Source organism: Plantibacter sp. M259, from assembly GCF_006065115.1.
GTDB lineage: Bacteria > Actinomycetota > Actinomycetes > Actinomycetales > Microbacteriaceae > Plantibacter > Plantibacter auratus.
The window spans coordinates 4,149,380-4,172,850 of record NZ_CP040750.1 but is presented as its reverse complement, the minus strand read 5'-3'; the positions used below and the strand labels follow the sequence as shown (position 1 = coordinate 4,172,850).

The window sequence follows — 23,471 nt, the reverse complement described above, 5'->3', positions numbered from 1 at the left end:
GTCAGAACGGGAGCAGCGGGTCGATGCCGACGGCGAGGAACAGGAGGGTCAGGTAGGTGATCGACCCGTGGAAGACGCGCATCGGCGAGACGTGCTCGTGGCGGATCGCGAGGTTGTAGAGGCGGTGGGTCTCGTAGACGAACCAGCCGCCGGACAGGAGGGCGACGGCGCTGTACAGCAGCCCCATGTCGGCCACCGGGATGAGCAGGAGCGAGCAGACCACCGTCGCCCACGCGTACAGGATGACCTGGAGGCCGACCTGCGCGCGACCGCGGACGACGGCGAGCATGGGCACGCCGACGGCCTGGTAATCACTGCGGTACTTCATGGACAGCGGCCAGTAGTGCGGCGGCGTCCAGAGGAACACGACCGCGAAGAGGATGATCGGTGCCCACGTGAGCGAACCGGTGACGGCGGCCCAGCCGATGACGACGGGGAAGCAGCCGGCGATCCCGCCCCAGATGATGTTCTGTTGGGTGCGTCGCTTCAGCCACAGCGTGTACACGAAGACGTAGAAGAGGATCGCACCGACGGACAGCGCGGCCGCGAGCCAGTTGGTGGTGGCGAGGAGCCAGACCGTCGAGACGACGCCGAGTGTCCACGCGAACACGAGCGCCTCGCGCGGGGTGAGCTCGCCGGTCACGAGGGGGCGCTTCTTCGTGCGGTCCATGACCGCGTCGATGTCGCGGTCGATGTAGCAGTTGAACGCCGCCGCGGAGCCGGCGCTCAACGACCCGCCGATGACGGTCGCGATGACGAGCCACCAGTCGGGCAGACCGCCCTTCGCGAGGATCATGACGGGGATCGTCGTCACGAGGAGCAGCTCCATGACCCGCGGCTTGGTGAGGGCGATGTACGCCTTCGCCTTGCGTCGGAAACCGAGCTTGGGGCTCGACACACGTTCTGCTACAGCGACGTCCATTGCTCCTCTAACGTTCGGTTCACCACGCACTGCTCGCCCGGTGCGCGGTCCGCAGACGATTCTACGACACGCGCGGGCGGCTCCCTACTCACGGTGCGCAGGCGCGCGGTCCCTCACCGGATGACGCCCGTCCTGCAAGCTCTGCAACGATCCGTGACGTCCCGTGTTCGCGCTCGTCGAACATCGACCGTCGGCTGCAGGGGTTCGCTATGCTGGGAAGTGCTCGCCAGCCACTGTGCACGCGTGCGCCCCCCTTCACCCAGTTCGAAGAGCGGTGTCGTGTGCTCGGACGCCGAAGACGACGTGGGCCGCGAACGCACAGAAGAAGGCTCGACCGCTCGTCGGCCTCCTGTTCCGATGAGAAGGGTCAGTATTCAGTGGCAGATCTGCAGTGGGAAAGCATTGACAGCAAAGCAGTCGACACGGCGCGCATCCTCGCCGCCGACGCGGTGGAGAAGGTCGGCAACGGCCACCCGGGAACGGCGATGAGTCTCGCCCCCGCCGCCTACCTGCTGTTCCAGAAGGTCATGCGACGCGATCCGAAGGACCAGGACTGGCTCGGACGCGACCGCTTCGTCTTGTCGGTCGGGCACAGCTCGCTGACCCAGTACGTCCAGCTCTACCTGGGCGGCTACGGTCTGGAACTCTCCGACCTCGAGGCGCTCCGCACCTGGGGCTCGCTCACGCCGGGTCACCCGGAGTACGGCCACACCGACGGCGTCGAGATCACCACCGGTCCCTCGGCCAGGGGCTCGCCTCCGCCGTGGGCTTCGCGTACGCGTCCCGCTTCGAGCGTGGCCTGTTCGACCCCGAGGCCGAGGCCGGCACGAGCCCGTTCGACCACTTCGTCTACGTCATCGCCGGCGACGGCGACCTGCAGGAAGGCGTCACGAGCGAGGCCTCCTCGCTCGCCGGTCACCAGCAGCTCGGCAACCTCATCGCGATCTACGACTCCAACCAGATCTCGATCGAGGACGACACCAACATCGCCTTCACCGAGGACGTCAAGGCCCGCTACGAGGCCTACCACTGGCACGTCCAGGTCGTCGACTGGAAGAAGACGGGCGAGTACGTCGAGGACGTCCACGCGCTCAACGACGCGATCGAGGCCGCGAAGGCCGAGACCGACAAGCCGTCGCTCATCATCCTCAAGACCATCATCGGTTGGCCGGCTCCCAAGAAGCAGAACTCCGGCAAGATCCACGGTTCGGCGCTGGGCGCCGAGGAGCTCGCGGCCGTCAAGGAGGTGCTCGGCTTCGACCCCGAGCAGAACTTCTTCGTCGCCGACGAGGTCATCGAGCACACCCGCAAGGCGATCGACCGCGGTGCCGAGGCACGCGCCGAGTGGCAGCAGACGTTCGACGCCTGGGCCGCGGCCAACCCGGAGCGCGCCGCGCTGCTCGAGCGTCTCGAGGCCGGCGAACTCCCTGAGGGTGTCGAGTCGGCGCTGCCCGTGTTCGAGGCCGGCAAGGACGTCTCGACCCGCGCCGCATCCGGCAAGGTGCTCAACGCCCTCGGCCCGGTCATCCCGGAGCTCTGGGGCGGTTCGGCCGACCTCGCCGAGTCGAACAACACGACGATCGAGGGCGGTGCGTCGTTCATCCCGAGCGAGCACTCCACCCACGAGTGGACCGGTAACCCCTACGGTCGCGTCCTGCACTTCGGCATCCGCGAGCACGCCATGGCCGCGATCCTCAACGGCATCGTCCTGCACGGCCCGACCCGCGCGTTCGGTGGCACCTTCCTCATCTTCAGCGACTACATGCGTCCGGCCGTCCGTCTCGCCGCGCTCATGAACGTGCCGTCCATCTTCGTGTGGACCCACGACTCCGTCGCCCTCGGTGAGGACGGCCCCACGCACCAGCCGATCGAGCAGCTCGCCTCGCTCCGTGCCATCCCGAACCTCGCCGTCGTGCGACCGGGTGACGCGAACGAGGTGGCCTACGCCTGGCTCGAGATCCTCAAGCGTCGCGGCGGCCCGACCGGCATCGCGCTGACCCGTCAGAACATCCCGGTGTTCGAGCGCGGCACGGGCGACGCCACCGGCGAGACCTTCGCTGCAGCGTCGAACGTCGCCAAGGGTGCGTACATCCTCGCCGAGGCTCCCGGCGGCACTCCGGACGTCATCCTCATCGCGACGGGCTCCGAGCTCCAGCTCGCCGTCGAGGCCCGCGAGGTCCTGCGCGGCGAGGGCGTCAACGCCCGCGTCGTCTCGGTGCCCGCACTCGAGTGGTTCGAGGAGCAGCCCGCCGAGTACCGCGAGTCCGTTCTCCCGAAGGCCGTCACCGCACGCGTCTCCGTCGAGGCGGGTCTCGGCCTGACCTGGAAGAGCATCGTCGGCGACGCCGGCCGGACCGTGTCGATCGAGCACTTCGGTGCGTCCGCCGACTACAAGACGCTGTTCCGTGAGTTCGGCATCACCACGGAGGCAGTCGTCTCCGCAGCACACGAGACGCTCGGCAAGTAGCCCGGGCGAAGGAGACAGAAGAACATGACTGAAACCCCAACCGCCCAGCTGTCCGCCGCCGGCGTCAGCATCTGGCTCGACGACCTCTCCCGCGGACGCATCCAGTCCGGTGGGCTGGAGCAGCTCATCGCCGACCGCAACGTCGTCGGTGTCACGACGAACCCGACGATCTTCGCGTCCGCGCTCAGCAACGGCGACGTCTACGCCGAGCAGGTCGCCCAGCTCGCTGCCGAAGGCAAGGACGTCACCGAGGCGGTCTTCGAGATCACCACCGACGACGTGGCTGCTGCATCGAAGATCTTCCGTGGCGTCTACGACTCCTCCAACGGGTACGACGGCCGCGTGTCGATCGAGGTCGAGCCGGGCTTCGCGCACGACGCCGCCTCGACGATCGAGCAGGCCAAGCAGCTCTGGGCCAAGGTCAACCAGCCCAACGCGATGATCAAGATCCCCGCGACGGTCGAGGGCCTCGAGGCCATCACCGCCGTCATCGGCGCCGGCATCAGCGTCAACGTCACGTTGATCTTCAGCCTCACCCGCTACCGCGAGGTCATCAACGCGTTCCTCACCGGTCTCGAGCAGGCGAAGGCCGCGGGCCACGACCTCTCGACGATCCACTCGGTCGCCTCGTTCTTCGTGTCGCGGGTCGACACCGAGATCGACAAGCGTCTCGACGCCATCGGCAGCCCCGAGGCGACCGCGCTGAAGAGCAAGGCCGGCGTCGCGAACGCCCAGCTCGCCTACCAGGTCTTCGAGCAGGAGTTCGCGAGCGAGCGTGCCACCGCGCTCCTCGAGGCCGGCGCCAACAAGCAGCGTCCGCTCTGGGCCTCGACGGGCGTCAAGTCCGCCGATCTCCCCGACACGCTCTACGTGACCGAGCTCGTCGCCGACGGCGTGGTCAACACCATGCCGGAGAAGACCCTCGAGGCGACCTTCGACCACGGCGTCATCACCGGCGACACCGTCACCGGCTCCTACGCGGCTGCAAACGAGGTCCTCGACGCGATCGCCGCACTCGGCGTGTCCTACGACGAGGTCACGGCGCTGCTCGAGCGTGAGGGCGTCGAGAAGTTCATCGTGTCCTGGGACGAGCTGCTCGAGACCGTGAAGACGGCTCTGGAGGCCTCCAAGTGAGCTTCAAGATCCGCGTGAGCGGCGCGGCGGAAGCCGCTGTCGCATCGGTGGTCCCCACGCTCGTCAGCGACCTCGTCGCGTCGCGCATCACGGACCAGGACCCCACGCTGTGGGGTCCTGCGGCCGAGGCCGAGGCGTCCAAGCGCCTCGGCTGGGTCCAGGCGGTCTCCATCTCCCGCCCGCTGGTCGAGCCGATCCTCGCGCTCCGTGAGCAGTTCAACGACGAGGGCATCGACCACATCGTGCTCGCGGGCATGGGCGGCTCCTCGCTCGCACCCGAGGTCATCACCAACACGCTGGGCGGCAACCTGACCGTCCTCGACTCGACCGCTCCCGGCCAGGTCCTCGCGGCACTGGCGGACCGCCTCGAGACCTCGGTGCTCGTCGTCTCCTCGAAGTCGGGCTCCACGGTCGAGACCGACAGCCAGCGCCGCGCCTACGAGGCCGCGTTCACGGCTGCGGGGATCGACCCCGCCGGTCGCATCGTCATCGTCACCGACCCGGGCTCCCCGCTCGAGGCGGCGGCGAACGAGGCCGGCTACCGGGTCTTCAACGCCGACCCCAACGTCGGCGGTCGCTACAGTGCGCTCACCGCCTTCGGTCTCGTGCCGTCCGGTCTCGCCGGTGTCGACATCGGCGCGCTGCTCGACGAGGCCGACGCGGTGCTCGGGGAACTCGCGATCGACGACGCGTCGAACCCGGGACTCATCCTGGGTGCGGCGATCGGCGGCACCGTTCCGCTGCGCGACAAGGTCGGTCTCATCACCGACGGCACGCACATCGTCGGATTCCCGGACTGGGCCGAACAGCTCATCGCCGAATCGACCGGTAAGTCCGGTCGCGGCCTGCTGCCCGTCGTGCTCAACCCGCTCGCTCCCGAGCTCGAGTCGAAGCCGGCCGACCTCCAGATCGTCCGCATCGTCGACGACGCCCACGAGTTCCACCTGCTGCGCCACGACCGCCACGAGGGCGAGATCCTCGTCAGCGGCAGCCTCGGCGCGATGATGCTGGTGTGGGAATACGCGACCGTCGTTGCCGGGCGCCTCATCGGCATCGACCCGTTCGACCAGCCGGACGTCGAGTCCGCGAAGGTCGCCACCCGTGGTCTGCTCGACAACCGTCCGGAGCCTGAGGCACCCGCCTTCGTCGCCGACGGTGTCGAGGTCCGTGGCTCGGCCGGTCTGCTCGACGGCGTGACCACCCTGTCCGGCGCCGTCGAGGCACTGCTCGCGCAGCTCCCCTCCGACGGCTACGTCGCGATCCAGGGCTACGTCGACCGTCTCGCCTCCCCGCAGCTCGAGAGCATCCGCGACCTCGTCGCGGCGAAGGCGGCACGACCCACGACCTTCGGGTGGGGTCCGCGCTTCCTGCACTCGACGGGTCAGTACCACAAGGGCGGCCCCGCGAACGGCGTGTTCCTGCAGATCACCGAGACGGCCCCCGTCGACCTGGAGATCCCCGAGCGCCCGTTCACCTTCGGCCAGCTCATCGAGGCCCAGGCAGGCGGCGACGCCCGCGTCCTCGCCGAGCACGGTCGTCCGGTCCTCACGCTGACCCTCACGTCGCCGGACCAGAACATCGTCACCCTCTTCGACGCCGTCAACGACTAGCGCGTCACTGCACAAGGAGCTTCATGTCCCCGGTGGAAATCACCCCGGAGTCCAACCCGCTGCGGGTGGACACCGACCGACGCCTCAATCGGATCGCCGGTCCGAGCGGCCTCATCATCTTCGGCGTGACAGGCGACCTGTCCCGCAAGAAGCTGATGCCGGCCGTGTACGACCTGGCGAACCGGGGCCTCCTGCCCCCTGGCTTCTCACTCGTCGGGTTCGCCCGACGGGACTGGGAGGACCAGGACTTCATGGAGGTCGTCCACGAATCCGTCAAGCAGTACGCCCGGACCGAGTTCCGTGAGGACGTCTGGAACCAGCTCGCCCAGGGCATCCGGTTCGTCCCCGGTGAATTCGGTGACGACGCGGCGTTCGAGAAGCTGAAAGAGACCATCGAGGAGCTCGATGCGGATCGCGGGACGATGGGCAACCACGCGTTCTACCTCTCGATCCCACCGAAGGCGTTCCCGCAGGTCACCGAGCAGCTCCGTCGCTCGGGACTCGCGGAACCCGCTGACGGTCAGTGGCGCCGGGTGGTCATCGAGAAGCCGTTCGGCAGCGACCTCAAGACGGCTCGCGAGCTGAACGACATCGTGCAGTCGGTCTTCCCGTCGGACTCGATCTTCCGGATCGACCACTACCTCGGCAAGGAGACCGTCCAGAACATCCTGGCGCTCCGGTTCGCGAACCAGCTGTACGAGCCCATCTGGAACGCCAACTACGTCGACCACGTGCAGATCACCATGGCCGAGGACATCGGCGTCGGCGGTCGCGCCGGGTACTACGACGGCATCGGAGCAGCGCGCGACGTCATCCAGAACCACCTGCTGCAGCTCCTCGCCCTCACGGCGATGGAGGAGCCGATCTCCTTCAACGCCGCAGACCTGCGCGCGGAGAAGGAGAAGGTCCTCGCGGCCGTCCGCCTCCCCGACGACCTCGGGGCCGCGACGGCCCGTGGACAGTATGCCGGTGGTTGGCAGGGCGGTGAGCACGTGCTGGGCTTCCTCGACGAGGACGGGATGAACCCGGAGTCGACGACCGAGACCTACGCGGCCATGCGGCTCGACATCAACACGCGTCGGTGGGCCGGCGTGCCGTTCTACCTGCGTGCCGGGAAGCGCCTCGGACGCCGCGTCACCGAGATCGCGGTCGTCTTCAAGCGTGCTCCGCAGTACCTGTTCGCGGAGAGCCAGACCTCGGCGCTCGGCCAGAACGCCTTGGTCATCCGCGTCCAGCCCGACGAGGGTGTCACCATCCGCTTCGGTTCGAAGGTCCCGGGTGCCGGCACCCAGGTCCGCGACGTCACGATGGACTTCGGCTACGGCCACGCCTTCACCGAGGCGAGCCCCGAGGCGTACGAACGCCTCATCCTCGACGTCCTGCTGGGCGACCCGCCCCTCTTCCCCCGTCACGAGGAGGTCGAGCTCTCCTGGAAGATCCTCGACCCGATCGAGGAGTACTGGGCAGCTCAGGACACGCCGCTCGAGCAGTACGCTCCCGGCACCTGGGGCCCGTCCTCGGCCGACGACCTCATGAACCGCGACGGACGCACCTGGAGACGACCATGATCGTAGACCTGCCAGACACGACCACGAGCAAGCTCTCGAAGGCGCTCGTGACCATTCGCGAGGACGGCGGCGCCGTCGCCCTGGGTCGCGTGCTCACCTTGGTCATCTCGACGCGGCTCGGAGCCGAGGAGGAGGCCATCGAGGCCGCCAACGAGGCCTCCCGCGAGCACCCCATGCGGGTCATCGTCCTCTCCACGGAGCACGACGACCAGCACTCCTCCATCGGAGATCGGCTCGATGCCCAGATCCGCGTCGGCGGCGACGCCGGAGCGAGCGAGGTGGTCATCCTGCGCGCCTACGGTGCGGTCGCCGAGAACGAGGAAAGCCTCGTGACCGGTCTGCTCCTGCCCGACGCGCCCGTGGTCGCGTGGTGGCCCGGTGAGGCACCCGAACGCGTCTCGACGTCACCGATCGGCCGCATCGCCCAGCGTCGCATCACCGACGCGTCCGCGGCGGCGGACACCCACGCCGCCCTCCGCGGTCGCGCGGCGAACTACGCCCCCGGAGACACGGACTTCGCGTGGACCAGGCTCACGCTCTGGCGTGCACAGCTCGCGGCGGTGCTCGACCAGCCGCCGTACGAGCCCGTCACGGCGATCGAGGTGTCCGGAGCATCGGACTCCCCGTCGACCGAGCTGCTCGCCGCCTGGCTCCAACTGCAGTTGCAGGTCGACGTGACCCACGAGCTCAGCATGGCGCACGGGTCGAGCGGCATCCATGGTGTCCGCCTCACGCGGGCGTCCGGCAACGTCGTCCTCGAGCGTCCCGTTCCCGACATCGCGACGCTGATCCAGCCCGGACAGCCGACGCACGACCTCTCGCTCCCCCGTCGCAGTCTGCGCGACTGCCTCGCCGAGGAGCTGCGCACGCTCGACCCGGACGTCCTGTACGGACAGGTCATCACCGTGGGCCTCCCCGGCCTCGGCGAGCCGGTCACGCTCCGCGCTCGGACCAGCTGATGCCGACCGAGCGACGCGTCCTCGTCTACCAGGACCGCGACCAACTGACGACCTCGGTCGCCAAGCGGTTCCTCTCCCGAACCCGCGAACTGCTCGAGTCGCAGGAGACGGTCCACGTCGTCCTGACCGGCGGTACGGTCGGCACGGGGACGCTCGCCGCCGTGGCCGCGTCGAAGGACCGCGACCGGGTGGACTGGTCCCGGGTGCACCTCTGGTGGGGAGACGAGCGCTGGGTCGCTCGGGACGACGCCGATCGCAACGAGTTGCAGGCACGCGAGGCCTTGCTGGAGACCCTGCTGGCGCTTCCCGAGCGTGGTCTCGTCGCCGAACACGTGCACGGATACCCGGCGCCGGAGGACGGCATCGACCTCGACGCCGCCGCGGTGCGCTACGCGGACGAGCTCCGTCGGTTCGCGCGGCCCGGCGAGGACCACCCGCGGTTCGACATCACGTTCCTGGGTGTCGGTCCCGACGGTCACGTCGCATCGCTCTTCCCGGAGCGGGCCGAGGTCTCGGTCACCGACACCTCGGTGGTCCCGGTGCGGAACTCCCCCAAGCCGCCGTCGGAACGACTCAGCCTGACCCGGCCGGCCATCAACTCCTCTGTGCGGGTCTGGCTCGTCCTCGCCGGCACCGACAAGGCGTCAGCACTCGGTCTCGCCCTCGCGGGTGCCAGCTACAACGAGGTCCCCGCCGCCGGGGCCAAGGGACGCAAACGGACGGTGTTCTTCGTCGACCAGGATGCGGCCGCCGAGGTCCCGGATTCGTTGATCCTCCCGGAGTACTAGCGGGAGACCGGTCGCCGATCCGGTGCCAGCATGCAGAAAGGCCGTTCCCCTCGGGGAACGGCCTTTCCGCATATGTGGTGCTGTCCGGCTACTTCGCTGCCGTACCGCGTCGTGCACGGAGCTGCTGAAGTGCTTCTTCGAGCAGCTGCTCGGCCTCTTCCTCCGTGCGCCGTTCCTTCACGTAAGCGAGGTGGGTCTTGTACGGCTCGAGCTTCGCGACCTCCGGCGGGTTCGCCTTGTCGCGACCGGCCGGCAGACCGGAGGTCGGGCAGTCGATCGTCTCCGGGATCTCCTCGTCGGGGACGTTCGCCGCGAAGTGGCGGACCGTCTCGTTGCCGAGGGCGTCCCAGTAGGAGATGGCGATGCGGTCCGCGTGGTAGCCGTGGTCCTGCTCGCCCATGGGACCGGCGCCGACGCGTGATCCCCTGATAGCGCTTCCGCCTGATGCCATGGTGTTTCCTCTTTCTCGTACTGTCGAGAGTGGTTCGGGTGTGGTGCGTCGAGTTGCGTCCCCGAGATCGGGGCTTCGCGGCCGGTCTAGGCGGCGGCGAACTTCGTCAGGAGCCCGATCACGACGATGCAGGCACCCCAGGTCAGGCCGAGGATGACGGTGAAGCGGTTGAGGTTGCGCTCGGCGACCCCTGACGAACCGAGGTTGCTGGAGGAGCCGCCACCGAACATGTCGGAAAGGCCGCCGCCGCGGCCCTTGTGCAGCAGGATCAGGAAGGTGAGCAGGAGGCTGGTGATGCCGAGCAGCACCTGCAGGATGACCTGGAGAATCTCCACGTGAGACCTTTCGCATTCGCGTTCAGAGGGGCTGAACCGCCGTCCAGTATACCTCGACGGTTCAGCGGACACGGCTCGGCCCGCGGCTGGTGCCGCGGGCCGAGCCGTGTCGGTGCTGCTGGAGCAGCAGGTCGGTCAGAGCCCGACGTGCTGCGAGAAGCGGGCGATCCCGGCGAACTCGTCGGCGAGCAGGCTCGCACCACCGACGAGGGCACCGTCGACGTCGGGTTCGCGCATGAAGCCGGCGATGTTCGAGGCCTTCACCGAACCGCCGTAGAGGATCCGCGTGCGCTGTGCCGCCTCGTCGCCGAGGACTTCGGCGAGCGTGCTGCGGAGAGCGGCTGCGACCTGCTGCGCCTGGTCGGGCGTCGCCGCCTGACCGGAACCGATGGCCCACACCGGCTCATAGGCCACGACGATGTCCGCGTCCGGTGCGAGTCCGTCGATGGCCGCCTTGAGCTGTGCCACGGGGACGGCCGACGGGCCGTGTTCCTCGAGGTCTTCGGCGGTCTCGCCGATGCAGATGACGGGGACGAGGCCGTGGCGCACGGCAGCAGCCGTCTTCGCCTGGACGACCTCGTCGGTCTCGTTGTGCAGGGTGCGGCGCTCGGAGTGTCCGACGAGCACGTAGCGGCAGTCGAGCTTCGCGAGGAACGCTCCGGAGATCTCACCGGTGTACGCGCCAGAGTCGTGCTGCGACAGGTCCTGCGCGCCGTAGGCCAGCTTGAGCTTGTCTGCGGCGACGATCGTCTGGACCGAGCGGAGGTCGGTGAACGGCGGGAAGATGGCCACCTCGGCGTCGGCGTAGTCGTGCTTGCCGTCCTTGAGCGTCCAATCGAGCTTCTGGACGAGGGCGATCGCCTGGAGGTGGTCCAGGTTGAGCTTCCAGTTGCCGGCGATCAGGGGCACACGCGTGCGCCCGGGGGTTACTGCTGCCATCCGAGGACCTCCAGTCCAGGCAGACGCTTGCCCTCGAGGAACTCGAGGCTGGCGCCGCCACCAGTTGAGATGTGACCGAACTGGTCATCATCGAAGCCGAGCGCACGAACCGCTGCGGCCGAGTCACCGCCACCGACGACGCTCAGGCCGTCGGTGCGGGTGAGTGCTTCAGCGACCGCGCGCGTACCGGCGGCGAAGGGCGCGAGTTCGAACACACCCATCGGGCCGTTCCAGAAGACCGTCTTGGACGCGGCGACGATCTCGGCGAACGCTGCAGCCGTGTCCGGTCCGATGTCGAGTCCGAGTCCGGAGGCACCGAACGGGGTGTCCTCGATGGCGTCGGCCGGGCGCACGACGTGCTCGGCGTCGGCACCGAACGCCGAGGCGACGACGACGTCGGTCGGCAGGACGATGGTCACGCCGAGCTCGTCGGCCTTCGCGAGGTACCCGCGGACGGTCTCGATCTGGTCCGCTTCGAGCAGGCTCGAACCGACGGCGTGCCCCTGGGCGGCGAGGAAGGTGAACAGCATGCCACCGCCGATGAGCAGCGAGTCGACGCGCGGCAGCAGGTGGCCGATGACGCCCAGCTTGTCGGACACCTTCGAGCCGCCGAGGACGACCGTGTAGGGGCGCTCCGGGGTCTCGGTGAGACGGTCGAGGACCTCGAGCTCGGCGGCGATGAGCAGCCCGGCAGCGCTCGGGAGCAGCTTGGCGAGCTCGTACACGCTCGCCTGCTTCCGGTGGACGACACCGAAGCCGTCCGAGACGACGACGTCGCCGAACGCGGCGAGCTTGGCGGCGAACGCCTCACGTTCGCCGGCGTCCTTGCTGGTCTCGGCCGAGTTGAAGCGCAGGTTCTCGAGCAGCACGACGTCGCCGTCGTTCTGCGCGGCGACGGCGTCGGTCGCGGCACTGCCGACGGTGTCGGCGGCGAAGGTCACGGGCTTGCCGAGGAGTTCGGACAGCCGCTGCGCGACGGGCGCAAGGCTGTACTTCGCGTCGGGTGTGCCGTCGGGGCGGCCGAGGTGCGAGACGATGACGACACGCGCACCCTGGTTGATGAGCGCGTTGAGGGTGGGGAGTGCCGCGCGGATGCGGCCGTCGTCGGTGATGACGCCGTCCTTCAGCGGAACGTTGAGGTCGAGGCGGACGACGGCTCGGCGACCGCTGAGGTCGCCCAGCGAGTCGAGGGTGCGGAGGGTCATGAGGAGGGTCTTTCTCTGCGCTGAGCCACGACCACCGACGAAGCCGAACGGGCGCCCTGAAGATGATTCAGGACGCCCGTTCGGACCATGCGGTGTCTGGCTGCTCGGGTAAAGTGCGGCAGACAGCCGGTTGGTTAGAGGCGGTCCGCGACGTACTCGGTGAGGTCGACGAGGCGGTTCGAGTAGCCCCATTCGTTGTCGTACCACGAGGCGACCTTGACCTGCGAGCCGATGACCTTCGTGAGGCCGGCGTCGAAGATCGAGGAGTGCGGGTCGGTCACGATGTCGCTCGAGACGATCGGGTCCTCGGTGTACTTCAGGATGCCCTTGAGTGGGCCCTCTGCGGCAGCCTTGTACGCGGCATTGATCTCCTCGACCGTGGCCGGGTTGGTCAGCTCGACCGTGAGGTCGGTGATCGAACCGGTCGGGACCGGGACGCGCAGGGCGTAGCCGTCGAGCTTGCCGACGAGCTCGGGGATGACCAGACCGAGTGCCTTGGCTGCACCGGTGGAGGTCGGGATGATGTTGACGGCGGCGGCGCGTGCACGACGGAGGTCGCTGTGCGGGCCGTCCTGCAGGTTCTGGTCGGCGGTGTAGGCGTGGACCGTGGTCATGAGGCCACGCTCGATGCCGAAGTTGTCGAGCAGGACCTTTGCGAGCGGCGCGAGGCAGTTCGTCGTGCAGGACGCGTTCGAGATGATGTCGTGCGTCGCGGCGTCGTAGGTGCCCTCGTTGACCCCGAGGACGATCGTGGCGACGTCGCTGCCGGTGGCGGGAGCCGAGACGAGGACCTTCTTGGCGCCGGCGGTGATGTGCTTGCGGGCGTCGTCGGACTTCGTGAAGCGACCGGTCGACTCGATGACGATGTCGACGCCGAGCTCGCCCCAGGGGAGGTCGGCGGGGTCGCGCTCCGCGAGCACGATGATGGGCTTGCCGTTGACGATGATCTTGTCGCCGTCGAGCTCGACCGTCGCGTCCAGACGACCCGTGATGGAGTCGTACTTCAGGAGGTGGGCGAGCGCCTTGTTGTCGGTGAGGTCGTTGACAGCGACGATCTCGAGGTCGCTGCCCTTGGCGAGGGCGGCGCGGAAGAAGTTGCGGCCGATGCGGCCGAAGCCGTTGATGCCGATCTTGACGGACACAGATGACTCCTGATACTGAGGCGCCAGACGGCGCGATTGTACGGTCTGCTCGGAGTGAGCGCCCTCCCCGAGTGAGGAGGAAGGTGGTCCGTCCCGGCCCGTGGGACCGGGACGGACCGGTCAACTACGACAGTACCAGCAGGCCGTTGGTCTGCTTGCGCGCGACCTCGAAGCGTGCCTGGACGTCGGCCCAGTTGACGATGTTCCAGAACGCCTTGACGTAGTCGGCGCGGACGTTCTTGTAGTCCAGGTAGTAGGCGTGCTCCCAGACGTCGAGCAGCAGCAGCGGGACGGTGCCGGCCGGGAAGTTGCCCTGCTGGTCGAAGAACTGCTGGATGTTGATGCGCTGACCGAGGGTGTCCCAGGTGAGCGCGGCCCATCCGGAACCCTGCACGCCGAGCGCAGCGGCGGTGAAGTGCGCCTGGAACTTGTCGAAGCTGCCGAAGTACTCGTCGACGGCCGACTCGAGCTCGCCGGTCGGCTTGTCGCCGCCGTCCGGGGAGAGGTTGTTCCACCAGATGGTGTGGTTGACGTGACCGCCGAGGTTGAACGCGAGGTCCTTCTCGAGCTTGTTGACGTTCGTGAAGTCGTTGGCGTCGCGGGCCTCAGCGAGCTTCTCGAGGGCCGTGTTCGCGCCGGCCACGTAGGTGGCGTGGTGCTTGTCGTGGTGGAGCTCGGTGATGGTCGCACTGATGTGCGGCTCGAGCGCACTGTAGTCGTACGGCAATTCGGGCAGTGAGTAAACAGCCATTCTTCGTGATCTCCTCGTATTGTCCCGTGCGCTGTCTGCACACGGCTCTGAGCGTCATCACCCAGTCTAGTGAGCGGCAACCGTCGGGAGTCGGGGCTTGTTCCCAGCATGACGAACCGCGACGATGGCGGGTCGGCGAGGATTCACGAGCTGTTTCAGTCCTCGTAATCCGCCGGGAGGTTGGCGTCGGTGCCCGGGATGCCGAGATCGCTCGCGTGCTTGTCCGCCATGGCGAGCAGGCGCCGGATGCGGCCGGCGATGGCGTCCTTCGTCATCGGAGGGTCGGCGAAGTGGCCCAGTTCGTCGAGGCTGGCCTCACGGTGGTCGAGGCGCAGGGCACCGGCGTACTGCAGGTGGTCGGGCACCTCGTCGCCCAGGATCTCGAGGGCGCGCTCGACGCGCGCGCAGGCCGCCACGGCCGCCTGGGCGGAGCGGCGCAGGTTGGCGTCGTCGAAGTTGACGAGGCGGTTCGCGGTCGCCCGGACCTCCTTGCGCTGCCGCATCTCCTCCCAGGAGGTGACGGTGCCGGTGGCACCCATGAGCGACAGCATGCCGCTGATCGCGTCGCCCTCGCGGATGACGACACGATGGATGCCGCGGACCTCTCGCGCCTTCGCGGAGACACCGATGCGGCCGGCGGCACCGACGAGCGCCATCGCGGACTCGTTGCCGGGGCACACGACGTCCAGTGACGCGGATCGGCCGGGGTCGGTGAGGGACCCGGTGGCGAGGAACGCCCCCCGCCAGACGGCGGCGAGTTCGTCGCGCGACCCGGTGGTCAGCCGGTTCGGCAGCCCGCGGACCGCACGCCGCCGGGCGTCGAGGAGTCCGGTCTGCCGGGCGAGGGTCTCGCCGCCCTCGATGACGCGCACCACGAACAGGCTCGGCTTGCCCGAGCTGCCTGGGTTCTGCACGAGGATCTCGCTGCGGATCCCGTAGAGCTCGCCGATGTCGCGCCGCACCCGCTGCGCAAGGGTCGGACTGTCGAGTTCGGCTTCGATCGCCACGCGTCCGGAGATCGTGTGGAGTCCGCCGGAGAAGCGGAGCAGGGACGCGAGTTCGGCCGCTCGGACCGAGTTGCGGGTCTCGCGGACGAGCGCCAGTTCGTTCTTGACGTCGGCGGTGAGGGCCACGGTGGTTCCTATCTGTCGTGATCGCGCCGTCGGAGTGCGGCGTCGATCCTGCATGTTCGCGATCCGGAGGCGTGGTGCCTCGGACCGTTCGGGCTCCGCCGCGGCTGCGTCGGGCCCGTGGGCGTCATTCGCGCCCGAGGTCTCGGTGCCGGACGTGTACGGCGACGCCGGACTGGTTCCGCAGCCGGTCGGCGAGTTCGAGGGCGACCGCGACCGAGCGGTGCTTGCCCCCGTGCAGCCGACGGCGATGGTGACGTGACGCTTGTTCTCACGCTGGTACCCGGCGAGGACGGGTTCGAGGGCGTGGGCGTAGCTCTCGAGGAACTCGGCGGCTCCGGTCTGCGAGAGCACGTACTCACTGACCTCGGGGTCCTGACCGCTCAACGCACGCAGCTCCGGAACCCAGAACGGGTTCGGGAGGAACCGCATGTCGGCGACGAGGTCCGCATCAGGCGGCAGGCCGTACTTGAACCCGAAGCTCAGCACGGTGACCTGGACACCCGGTGTCTCCGCGCCGGCGAATAGCTCACGCGTGGTCGTGGCGAGCTGGTGGATGTTGAGGTCGCTCGTGTCGATGATGACGTCGCTCGACTCACGGATCTCGCTCAGTCGGTGACGCTCCGCCACGATGCCGTCGAGGATCGTTCCCTCGCCCTGCAGCGGGTGCGGCCGGCGGACGGCTTCGAACCGGCGGACGAGCGCCGCGTCGGTCGCCTCCAGGAAGATCATGCGGAGGTGCGTCCCGCCCCGGAGCGCCGGCACGATCTCCTGCAGCTCGCTGAAGAAGTCGCGGCCGCGGACGTCGACCACCGCGGCGATCCGCGGCAGACGTGATCCGGCGCGCTCGGCGAGGTCGACGAGGGGACGGAGCATCTGCGGGGGCAGGTTGTCGACGACGTACCAGCCGAGATCCTCGAGCGCGTTCGCGACGGTGGAGCGTCCGGCGCCGGACATCCCCGTGACGATGAGGACTTCCTGCTGGTGCTGCGGCTGGCCCGGGGTCATCGACACGCTTTCCTCGAAGGTCTGAACTCCCAGCCTACCCATTCCGCGAGGCCTGCGAGGGCTGTGCGGAGCCGGAGGTCAACGCCTCGTGCACTGTGGCCGCCAGTTTGTCGCCGATGCCCTTGACCTCGGTGATCTCAGCCGGCGTCGCGGTCTTCAAGCGGGCGACGGATCCGAAGTGCTTGAGCAACTCGCGGACCTTCGCCGGACCGAGCCCCGGGATCTCGCCGAGGACGGTCGAGATGTCGCGCTTCCGCTTCTGGCGCTGGAAGCTGATGGCGAACCGGTGCGCCTCGTCGCGGACCCGCTGGAGGAGGAACAGCGCTTCGCTCCCCCGCGGCAGGATCACCGGATACGGGTCGTCGGGCAGCCAGATCTCCTCCAGTCGCTTCGCCAGTCCGCACAGCGTGATCCCGGTCAGGCCGGACTCCTCCAGTGCACGCGCGGCGGCGGCGACCTGCGGTTGCCCGCCGTCGACGATGAGGAGCTGCGGCGGATAGGTGAACTTCCGGCGCTTGCGCTCCCCCGTGGTCTCGTCGACCGTCTCGACGGGCTCGGACGACGTGAGGTGTGCGAGTCGCCGGGAGACGACCTGGTAGATCGAGTCGGTGTCGTCGGTGGACTCGGCGACGCCGAAGCGGCGGTACTCGTCCTTGCGGGACAGCCCGTCCTCGAAGACCACCATCGACGCCACGATGTTGGTACCGCTCAGGTGCGACACGTCGAAGCACTCGATCCGCAGTGGCGCCTCGGGCATCCCGAGCGCATCGCGGATGTCCTCGAGTGCCTGTGTCCGGGCGACGAAGTCGGAGCTGCGCCGGGTCTTGTAGAGCATGAGGGCCTGCTTGGCGTTGACGACCGCGGTCTCCATGAGCGTCGCCTTCTCGCCGCGCTGGGCGACGCGGAGGGCGACCTTCGAGCCGCGGCGTTCGGCCAGCCAGTCCTCGAGGCTCTCGGCGTCGTCCGGCAGCTCCGGGACGAGCACTTCCCGTGGGACCTCGGTCCCGCTCGCGGCGGCGTACACCCGTTGGACGACGCTGTCGACGAGCTCGGCGGTCGACATGTCGAGCTCCTTGTCGACGGTCCACGACCGAACACCGCGGATGCGGCCGCCACGGACGATGAACTGCTGCACCGACGCGGCGAGCTCGTCGTGGTCGATGCCGAACAGGTCGGCGTCCACGGCGTCGCGCAGGACGACCGCGCTCTTCGCGAGCACCTGGTCGAGCGCTTGGAGCTGATCCCGGTAGACGGCGGCGGACTCGTAGTCCTGGCGAGCCGCTGCGGCCTTCATGTCGGCGGTGATGCGCGTCGTGAACCGGCGGTCGTTACCGACCATGAACGAGACGAAGTCGTCGACGATCGCACGGTGTTCCTCGATGGTGACCTTGCCGGAGCACGGGCCGCCGCACCGCCCGATCTGCCCGGGGAAGCAGGGCTTCCCCGAGGCCATGGCGCGCTTGTACGCCGAGTCGGAGCAGGTGCGGATCGGGAAGACCTTGATCATGAGGTCGACCGTGTCGTGGACGGCCCAGATCTTCGGGTACGGGCCGAAGTACTTGGCCCCGGGATCCGGGTGTTCCGGGTGACCATGACGCGCGGCGCCTCGTCACCGAGGGTGACCGCGAGGTACGGGTACGACTTGTCGTCGCGGAACTTGACGTTGAACGGCGGGTCGTACTCCTTGATCCACGTGTACTCGAGCTGCAGCGCCTCGACGTCGCTGCCGACCGTCGTCCACGTGACCCCGGTCGCGGTCGTCACCATGCGGCGCGTTCGCTCGTGGAGGGTGTGCAGGGGCGCGAAGTAGTTGCTGAGCCTCGCGCGGAGGTTCATCGCCTTGCCGACGTAGAGCACCCGGCCCGAGTCGTCGCTGAAGCGGTACACGCCGGGCATGGTGGGGATCTCCCCCGCCTTCGGCCGGTACGCCAGACCACTTCCGCCGCGGACGGCCGCCACGTCAGCCCGCCTTGCGGCTGCCGCCGGCCTCTGCCTCGAACAGTTCGTTCAGGAAGAAGCCCGTGTGGCTGCCGGGGACCGTCGCGAGGTGCTCGGGTGTTCCCGTGGCGAGGACCGTCCCGCCACCGGCTCCACCCTCGGGGCCCATGTCGATGAGCCAGTCGGCGGACTTGATGACGTCGAGGTTGTGCTCGATCACGATGACCGTGTTGCCCTTGTCGACGAGCCCGCCGAGGACGAGCAGCAGCTTCCGGACGTCTTCGAAGTGCAGACCCGTGGTCGGCTCGTCGAGGACGTAGACACTGCGCCCGTTGCTCCGCCGCTGCAACTCCGTCGCGAGCTTGACGCGCTGGGCCTCGCCGCCGGACAGCGTCGTGGCGCTCTGGCCGAGACGGACGTAGCCCAGGCCGACCTCGACGAGCGTCTTCAGGAACCGGTGGATCGAGGAGATCGGCTCGAAGAAGTCGGCAGCCTCGGCGATCGGCATGTCGAGGACCTCGGCGATGTTCTTGCCCTTGTAGTGGATGGTCAGGGTGTCGCGGTTGTACCGCGCTCCCCCGCACACCTCGCAGGCGACGTAGACGTCGGGCAGGAAGTTCATCTCGATCTTGATCGTGCCGTCGCCCGAGCAGGCTTCACAGCGGCCGCCCTTGACGTTGAAGCTGAACCGTCCGGCGAGGTAGCCGCGGACCTTGGCCTCCTGCGTCTCCGCGAAGAGGTTGCGGATCTTGTCGAAGACGCCGGTGTACGTGGCGGGGTTCGAGCGCGGGGTGCGGCCGATGGGCGCCTGGTCGACGTGGACGACCTTGTCGAGGTGCTCCAGACCCGTGACCCTGGTGTGCTTGCCGGGCAGCTTGCGCGCACCGTTCAGCTTGTTCGCGAGGACCCGGTACAGGACGTCGTTGACGAGCGAGGACTTCCCGGAGCCACTCACGCCGGTGACGGCGGTGAGGACCCCGAGCGGGAAGTCCGCGCTGACCTTCTTCAGGTTGTTGGCCTGCGCTCCGATCACCTGGATCTGACGCTTCGTGTCGATCGGACGACGCTTCGCCGGGATCTCGATGGCCTTGCGGCCGGAGAGGTAGTCGCCGGTGAGGGACTCGGTGTTGGCCTCGAGCGCCTCGTACGACCCGGAGTGCACGACGCGGCCGCCGTTGACGCCCGCGCCGGGACCGATGTCGACGATCCAGTCGGCGGTGCGGATGGTGTCCTCGTCGTGTTCGACGACGATCAGCGTGTTGCCGAGGTCGCGCAGGGCCACGAGGGTCTCGATGAGGCGGCGGTTGTCGCGCTGGTGCAGGCCGATGCTCGGTTCGTCGAGGACGTAGAGCACGCCGGTGAGTCCCGAGCCGATCTGCGTCGCGAGGCGGATGCGCTGTGCCTCGCCGCCCGAGAGGGAGCCGGCGGTCCGGGCCAGGTCGAGGTAGTTGAGTCCGACCTGGATGAGGAAGTCGAGTCGGACCTTGATCTCGCGCAGCACCTGCGCGGCGATGTGGGCCTCGCGGTCGCTCAGCTCGAGACGGTCCATGAACGCGCGGGCGTCGGAGAGGCTCAGCTCGGCGACCTCGGCGATGTTGTGGTCGTGGATCAGGACGGAGAGGACCTCCGGCTTCAGGCGACGACCGCCGCAGACCTGGCACGGGACTTCGCGCAGGTATTCGGACCAGCGCACGCGCTGGCTGTCGGTGTCGGCCTGGAGGTACTGACGCTCGATGTACGGGATGACACCCTCGAAGCCTGAGGAGTAGCTCATCTCGCGGCCGAAGCGGTTCTTCCACTTGACCTTGACCTTGAAGTTGTCGCCGCGGAGCACCGCCTCCTGGACTTTGGAAGGCAGGTCGCGCCAGGGGTGTCGAGCGAGAAGTCGAGGTCGCGGGCCAGCCCGTCGAGCAGCTTCTCGTAGTACTGGTAGAGCCCCTTGCCCTGGGTGGTCCAGGGGACGATGACGCCCTCGTTGATGCTGAGCTCCTCGTCGCCGAGGAGCAGCTCCGCGTCGACCGACATGCGCGTGCCGAGGCCCGAGCACTCCGGGCAGGCACCGAACGGGGCGTTGAACGAGAACGTCCGCGGCTCGATCTCGGTCAGCTGCAACGGGTGGTTGTTCGGGCAGGAGAGCTTCTCGGAGAAGGTGCGCCAGGCGTCGTCGCCCTCCTCGTCGACGAAGTTGATCGTCACGAGGCCGTCGGTGAGCTGCAGTGCCGTCTCGAGGGAGTCGGTCAGGCGACCGAGGATATCGGGCCCGGCGACGAGGCGGTCGACGACGACCGCGATGTCGTGCTTGACCTGCTTCTTGAGGGTCGGCGGTTCCGCGAGCTGGATCGCCTCGCCGTCGACGATGGCGCGCGCGAAGCCCTTGGCCGAGAGCTCCTTGAAGAGGTCGACGAACTCGCCCTTCTTCTGGCTCACGACGGGGGCGACGATCTGGTAGCGGCGTCGCTCCTCGAGCTCCATCAGCTGGTCCGCGATCTGCTGCACCGTCTGACGCTGGATGACCTCGCCGCAGACCGGGCAGTGCGGGACGCCGATGCGCGCCCAGAGCAGCCGCATGTAGTCGTAGACCTCGGTGATGGTCCCGACGGTCGACCGGGGGTTGCGGTTCGTGGACTTCTGGTCGATCGAGACCGCGGGGCTCAGGCCCTCGATGAAGTCGACGTCCGGGCGGTCCACCTGACCGAGGAACTGGCGGGCGTACGCCGAGAGCGACTCGACGTAGCGTCGCTGGCCCTCGGCGAAGATCGTGTCGAAGGCGAGTGAGGACTTCCCCGAGCCCGAGAGACCCGTGAAGACGACGAGCGAGTCGCGAGGGATCTCGAGGTCGACGTTCTGAAGATTGTGGACGCGGGCACCGCGGACGCTGAGCGTGGAGTGGTGATCTACCTTGGCAATTGACACCCTTCGAGTCTACGCAGCACCACCGACACCGGACTCCCGAGCGGTGTCTGTGGTACTGCGCTCTCAGCGAAGCGGCGGACTAGATGTGCCCGGCCTTGGCCATCTGTCGCAGCTCCTGCTTGAGTTCGGAGACCTCGTCGCGGAGACGGCCGGCGAGTTCGAATTTGAGCTCGGCCGCGGCGGCCAGCATCTGCGCGTTGAGGTCGGCGATGATCGACTCGAGGTCGTTCGCGCCCTCGGCGGCGATGCCCTCCCGACGCAGGTTCGGCGTCGGGCTCTTCTTCTTGCCGTTGTCGCGTCCGGCGAGCAGTGCCGCGGTGTCCGCGCCTTCCCGGGCGAGCGCCTCGGTGATGTCGGCGATCCGCTTGCGGAGCGGCTGCGGATCGATCCCGCGTTCCTCGTTGTAGGCGACCTGCTTCTCGCGGCGACGGTCCGTCTCCTCGATCGCGCGCTTCATCGAGTCGGTCAGGACGTCGGCGTACATGTGGACCTCGCCGGACACGTTGCGGGCGGCACGACCGATGGTCTGGATGAGCGAGGTCGACGAGCGGAGGAAGCCCTCCTTGTCGGCGTCGAGGATCGCCACGAGCGAGACCTCCGGGAGGTCGAGCCCCTCGCGCAGCAGGTTGATGCCGATGAGGACGTCGTAGACGCCCTGCCGGAGTTCGCTCAGCAGCTCCACCCGTCGCAGGGTGTCGACGTCGGAGTGCAGGTAGCGGACGCGCACGCCGGCCTCGGTCAGGAAGTCGGTGAGCTCCTCCGCCATCTTCTTGGTGAGGGTGGTGACGAGGACGCGTTCGTCGCGCTCGGCGCGGACCCGGATCTCCTCGAGGAGGTCGTCGATCTGGCCGTTGGAGGGCTTCACGATGATCGCCGGGTCGACGAGGCCGGTCGGGCGGATGATCTGCTCGACGATGCCGTCAGCGATGCCCATCTCGTACTTGCCCGGCGTCGCCGAGAGGTACACCGTCTGGCCGACGCGGTTCTTGAACTCGTCCCACCGGAGCGGGCGGTTGTCCATCGCACTCGGGAGTCGGAACCCGTGCTCGACGAGGGTGCGCTTGCGGGAGGCGTCGCCCTCGAACATCGCGCCGATCTGCGGGACGGTGACATGCGACTCGTCGATGACGGTGAGGAAGTCGTCGGGGAAGTAGTCGAGGAGGCAGTTCGGTGCCTCGCCGGCCGAGCGGCCGTCGATGTGGCGCGAGTAGTTCTCGATGCCGGAGCAGAAGCCGATCTGCTGCATCATCTCGAGGTCGAAGGTGGTGCGCATGCGGAGCCGCTGCGCCTCGAGGAGCTTGCCCTCGCGTTCGAGCGACTGGAGCCGCTCCGCCAGCTCCTCCTGGATGGTGCCGATGGCGCGCTGGATCGTCTGCGGGCTGGCGGCGTAGTGGGAGGCCGGGAACACCGACACCGCGTCGAGCTTCTTCACGACGTCGCCGGTGAGCGGGTGCAGGGCGTAGAGGGCCTCGATCTCGTCGCCGAAGAACTCGATGCGGATCGCGAGCTCCTCGTAGACCGGGATGATCTCGATGGTGTCGCCGCGCACGCGGAAGTTGCCACGCGAGAAGTCGACGTCGTTGCGGTTGTACTGCATGCCGACGAACTTGCGGATGAGGCGGTCGCGCCCGATGTTCTGCCCGACCTGCAGCGCCGCCATCGCCTCCAGGTACTCCTCCGCCGCACCGAGACCGTAGATGCACGACACGGTCGACACGACGATGACGTCGCGACGGCTCAGCAACGAGTTGGTGGTCGAGTGCCGCAGTCGCTCCACCTCGGCGTTGATCGATGAGTCCTTCTCGATGAAGGTGTCGGTCTGTGGGACGTACGCCTCGGGCTGGTAGTAGTCGTAGTAGGAGACGAAGTACTCGACCGCGTTGTTCGGCATGAGCTCGCGGAACTCGTTCGCCAGCTGGGCCGCGAGCGTCTTGTTGTGCGCCAGGACGAGCGTCGGGCGCTGGACGGCTTCGATGAGCCAGGCGGTCGTCGCGGACTTACCGGTACCCGTGGCGCCCAACAGGACGACGTCGGTCTCGCCGGCGTTGATACGCCCGGACAGCTGCTCGATGGCGGCGGGCTGATCGCCGCTCGGCTCGTACTCGCTGATCACCTCGAAGGGGCGGACGGCGCGTGTTGGTTCCATGCTCCGAGTCTACGGAGGACCACCGACACCACTGCCCCGCTTCGCCCACAGCGGAGCGGGCGAAG

General features: G+C 68.3%; 14 protein-coding genes and 4 pseudogenes. 6 read left to right on the top strand and 12 right to left on the bottom strand.

Annotation, left to right across the window (positions count from 1 at the left end; all coding sequences use genetic code 11):
* Position 1: 1 nt before the first annotated feature.
* Complete coding sequence (locus FGL15_RS19485) at positions 2-922, bottom strand: heme o synthase (RefSeq protein WP_085510913.1); 921 nt, start codon at positions 920-922, stop codon at positions 2-4.
* 377 nt (positions 923-1,299) lie between these two features.
* On the opposite strand from FGL15_RS19485, the pseudogene tkt reads away from it, so the two are divergent.
* The 6 genes and pseudogenes from tkt (at position 1,300) to pgl (ending at position 9,448) form a co-directional block, all read left to right on the top strand.
* Positions 1,300-3,389: pseudogene (gene tkt / locus FGL15_RS19480) on the top strand (transketolase).
* A 24-nt stretch (positions 3,390-3,413) separates the two neighbouring features.
* The gene (gene tal, locus FGL15_RS19475; protein ID WP_138947097.1) at positions 3,414-4,523 is read left to right on the top strand and encodes a transaldolase; all 1,110 of its coding nucleotides are present in this window, start codon (positions 3,414-3,416) and stop codon (positions 4,521-4,523) included.
* Positions 4,520-6,133 carry a glucose-6-phosphate isomerase gene (locus FGL15_RS19470; RefSeq protein ID WP_064296930.1) on the top strand — a complete coding sequence of 538 codons (1,614 nt, stop codon included), beginning with the start codon at positions 4,520-4,522 and terminating at the stop codon, positions 6,131-6,133. Before tal ends, FGL15_RS19470 begins: the two co-directional genes overlap by 4 nt.
* 23 nt (positions 6,134-6,156) lie before the next feature.
* Complete coding sequence (gene zwf, locus FGL15_RS19465) at positions 6,157-7,701, top strand: glucose-6-phosphate dehydrogenase (protein WP_064296929.1); 1,545 nt, start codon at positions 6,157-6,159, stop codon at positions 7,699-7,701.
* Positions 7,698-8,660, top strand: coding sequence for a glucose-6-phosphate dehydrogenase assembly protein OpcA (locus FGL15_RS19460; RefSeq protein WP_079705959.1), 963 nt, complete (start codon positions 7,698-7,700; stop codon positions 8,658-8,660). Before zwf ends, FGL15_RS19460 begins: the two co-directional genes overlap by 4 nt.
* On the top strand, positions 8,660-9,448 hold the full coding sequence (gene pgl, locus FGL15_RS19455) for a 6-phosphogluconolactonase (protein WP_079705958.1): 789 nt from the start codon (positions 8,660-8,662) through the stop codon (positions 9,446-9,448). The genes FGL15_RS19460 and pgl overlap by 1 nt, the downstream gene beginning before the upstream one ends.
* Positions 9,449-9,536: 88 nt before the next feature.
* Here the strand turns inward: pgl and FGL15_RS19450 are convergent, their stop codons facing one another.
* From FGL15_RS19450 to uvrB, 11 genes and pseudogenes are all read right to left on the bottom strand, one after another.
* Positions 9,537-9,899 carry an RNA polymerase-binding protein RbpA gene (locus tag FGL15_RS19450; protein ID WP_064296926.1) on the bottom strand — a complete coding sequence of 121 codons (363 nt, stop codon included), beginning with the start codon at positions 9,897-9,899 and terminating at the stop codon, positions 9,537-9,539.
* An 86-nt stretch (positions 9,900-9,985) separates the two neighbouring features.
* On the bottom strand, positions 9,986-10,234 hold the full coding sequence (secG, locus tag FGL15_RS19445) for a preprotein translocase subunit SecG (protein ID WP_056005661.1): 249 nt from the start codon (positions 10,232-10,234) through the stop codon (positions 9,986-9,988).
* A gap of 135 nt (positions 10,235-10,369) precedes the next feature.
* On the bottom strand, positions 10,370-11,173 hold the full coding sequence (tpiA, locus tag FGL15_RS19440) for a triose-phosphate isomerase (RefSeq protein ID WP_138947096.1): 804 nt from the start codon (positions 11,171-11,173) through the stop codon (positions 10,370-10,372).
* A complete protein-coding gene (gene pgk, locus FGL15_RS19435; RefSeq protein WP_138947095.1) occupies positions 11,161-12,378 on the bottom strand; it encodes a phosphoglycerate kinase in 1,218 nt (405 codons plus the stop codon). The genes tpiA and pgk overlap by 13 nt, the downstream gene beginning before the upstream one ends.
* A gap of 134 nt (positions 12,379-12,512) precedes the next feature.
* The gene (gap, locus tag FGL15_RS19430) at positions 12,513-13,520 is read right to left on the bottom strand and encodes a type I glyceraldehyde-3-phosphate dehydrogenase (protein ID WP_064296923.1); all 1,008 of its coding nucleotides are present in this window, start codon (positions 13,518-13,520) and stop codon (positions 12,513-12,515) included.
* A gap of 124 nt (positions 13,521-13,644) precedes the next feature.
* Positions 13,645-14,271 (bottom strand): superoxide dismutase, encoded by a 627-nt coding sequence (locus tag FGL15_RS19425; protein ID WP_064296922.1) that lies wholly within the window; start codon positions 14,269-14,271, stop codon positions 13,645-13,647.
* A 155-nt stretch (positions 14,272-14,426) separates the two neighbouring features.
* The gene (whiA, locus tag FGL15_RS19420; protein WP_064296921.1) at positions 14,427-15,404 is read right to left on the bottom strand and encodes a DNA-binding protein WhiA; all 978 of its coding nucleotides are present in this window, start codon (positions 15,402-15,404) and stop codon (positions 14,427-14,429) included.
* 124 nt (positions 15,405-15,528) lie between these two features.
* Positions 15,529-16,409 (bottom strand): annotated as a pseudogene (gene rapZ / locus FGL15_RS19415) (RNase adapter RapZ).
* A 34-nt stretch (positions 16,410-16,443) separates the two neighbouring features.
* Positions 16,444-18,305: pseudogene (gene uvrC / locus FGL15_RS19410) on the bottom strand (excinuclease ABC subunit UvrC).
* A gap of 64 nt (positions 18,306-18,369) precedes the next feature.
* A pseudogene (uvrA, locus tag FGL15_RS19405) lies at positions 18,370-21,260 on the bottom strand (excinuclease ABC subunit UvrA).
* 79 nt (positions 21,261-21,339) lie between these two features.
* Complete coding sequence (uvrB, locus tag FGL15_RS19400) at positions 21,340-23,406, bottom strand: excinuclease ABC subunit UvrB (protein WP_056777426.1); 2,067 nt, start codon at positions 23,404-23,406, stop codon at positions 21,340-21,342.
* Positions 23,407-23,471 lie beyond the last annotated feature (65 nt).

Excerpts from the sequence above, each read along its gene's own strand:
- FGL15_RS19485 (WP_085510913.1), bottom strand. The coding sequence starts at position 922 with ATGGACGTCGCTGTAGCAGAACGTGTGTCGAGCCCCAAGCTCGGTTTC.
- tal (WP_138947097.1), top strand. The coding sequence starts at position 3,414 with ATGACTGAAACCCCAACCGCCCAGCTGTCCGCCGCCGGCGTCAGCATC.
- zwf (WP_064296929.1), top strand. The coding sequence starts at position 6,157 with ATGTCCCCGGTGGAAATCACCCCGGAGTCCAACCCGCTGCGGGTGGAC.
- FGL15_RS19460 (WP_079705959.1), top strand. The coding sequence starts at position 7,698 with ATGATCGTAGACCTGCCAGACACGACCACGAGCAAGCTCTCGAAGGCG.
- pgl (WP_079705958.1), top strand. The coding sequence starts at position 8,660 with ATGCCGACCGAGCGACGCGTCCTCGTCTACCAGGACCGCGACCAACTG.
- FGL15_RS19450 (WP_064296926.1), bottom strand. The coding sequence starts at position 9,899 with ATGGCATCAGGCGGAAGCGCTATCAGGGGATCACGCGTCGGCGCCGGT.
- tpiA (WP_138947096.1), bottom strand. The coding sequence starts at position 11,173 with ATGGCAGCAGTAACCCCCGGGCGCACGCGTGTGCCCCTGATCGCCGGC.
- pgk (WP_138947095.1), bottom strand. The coding sequence starts at position 12,378 with ATGACCCTCCGCACCCTCGACTCGCTGGGCGACCTCAGCGGTCGCCGA.
- FGL15_RS19425 (WP_064296922.1), bottom strand. The coding sequence starts at position 14,271 with ATGGCTGTTTACTCACTGCCCGAATTGCCGTACGACTACAGTGCGCTC.
- uvrB (WP_056777426.1), bottom strand. The coding sequence starts at position 23,406 with ATGGAACCAACACGCGCCGTCCGCCCCTTCGAGGTGATCAGCGAGTAC.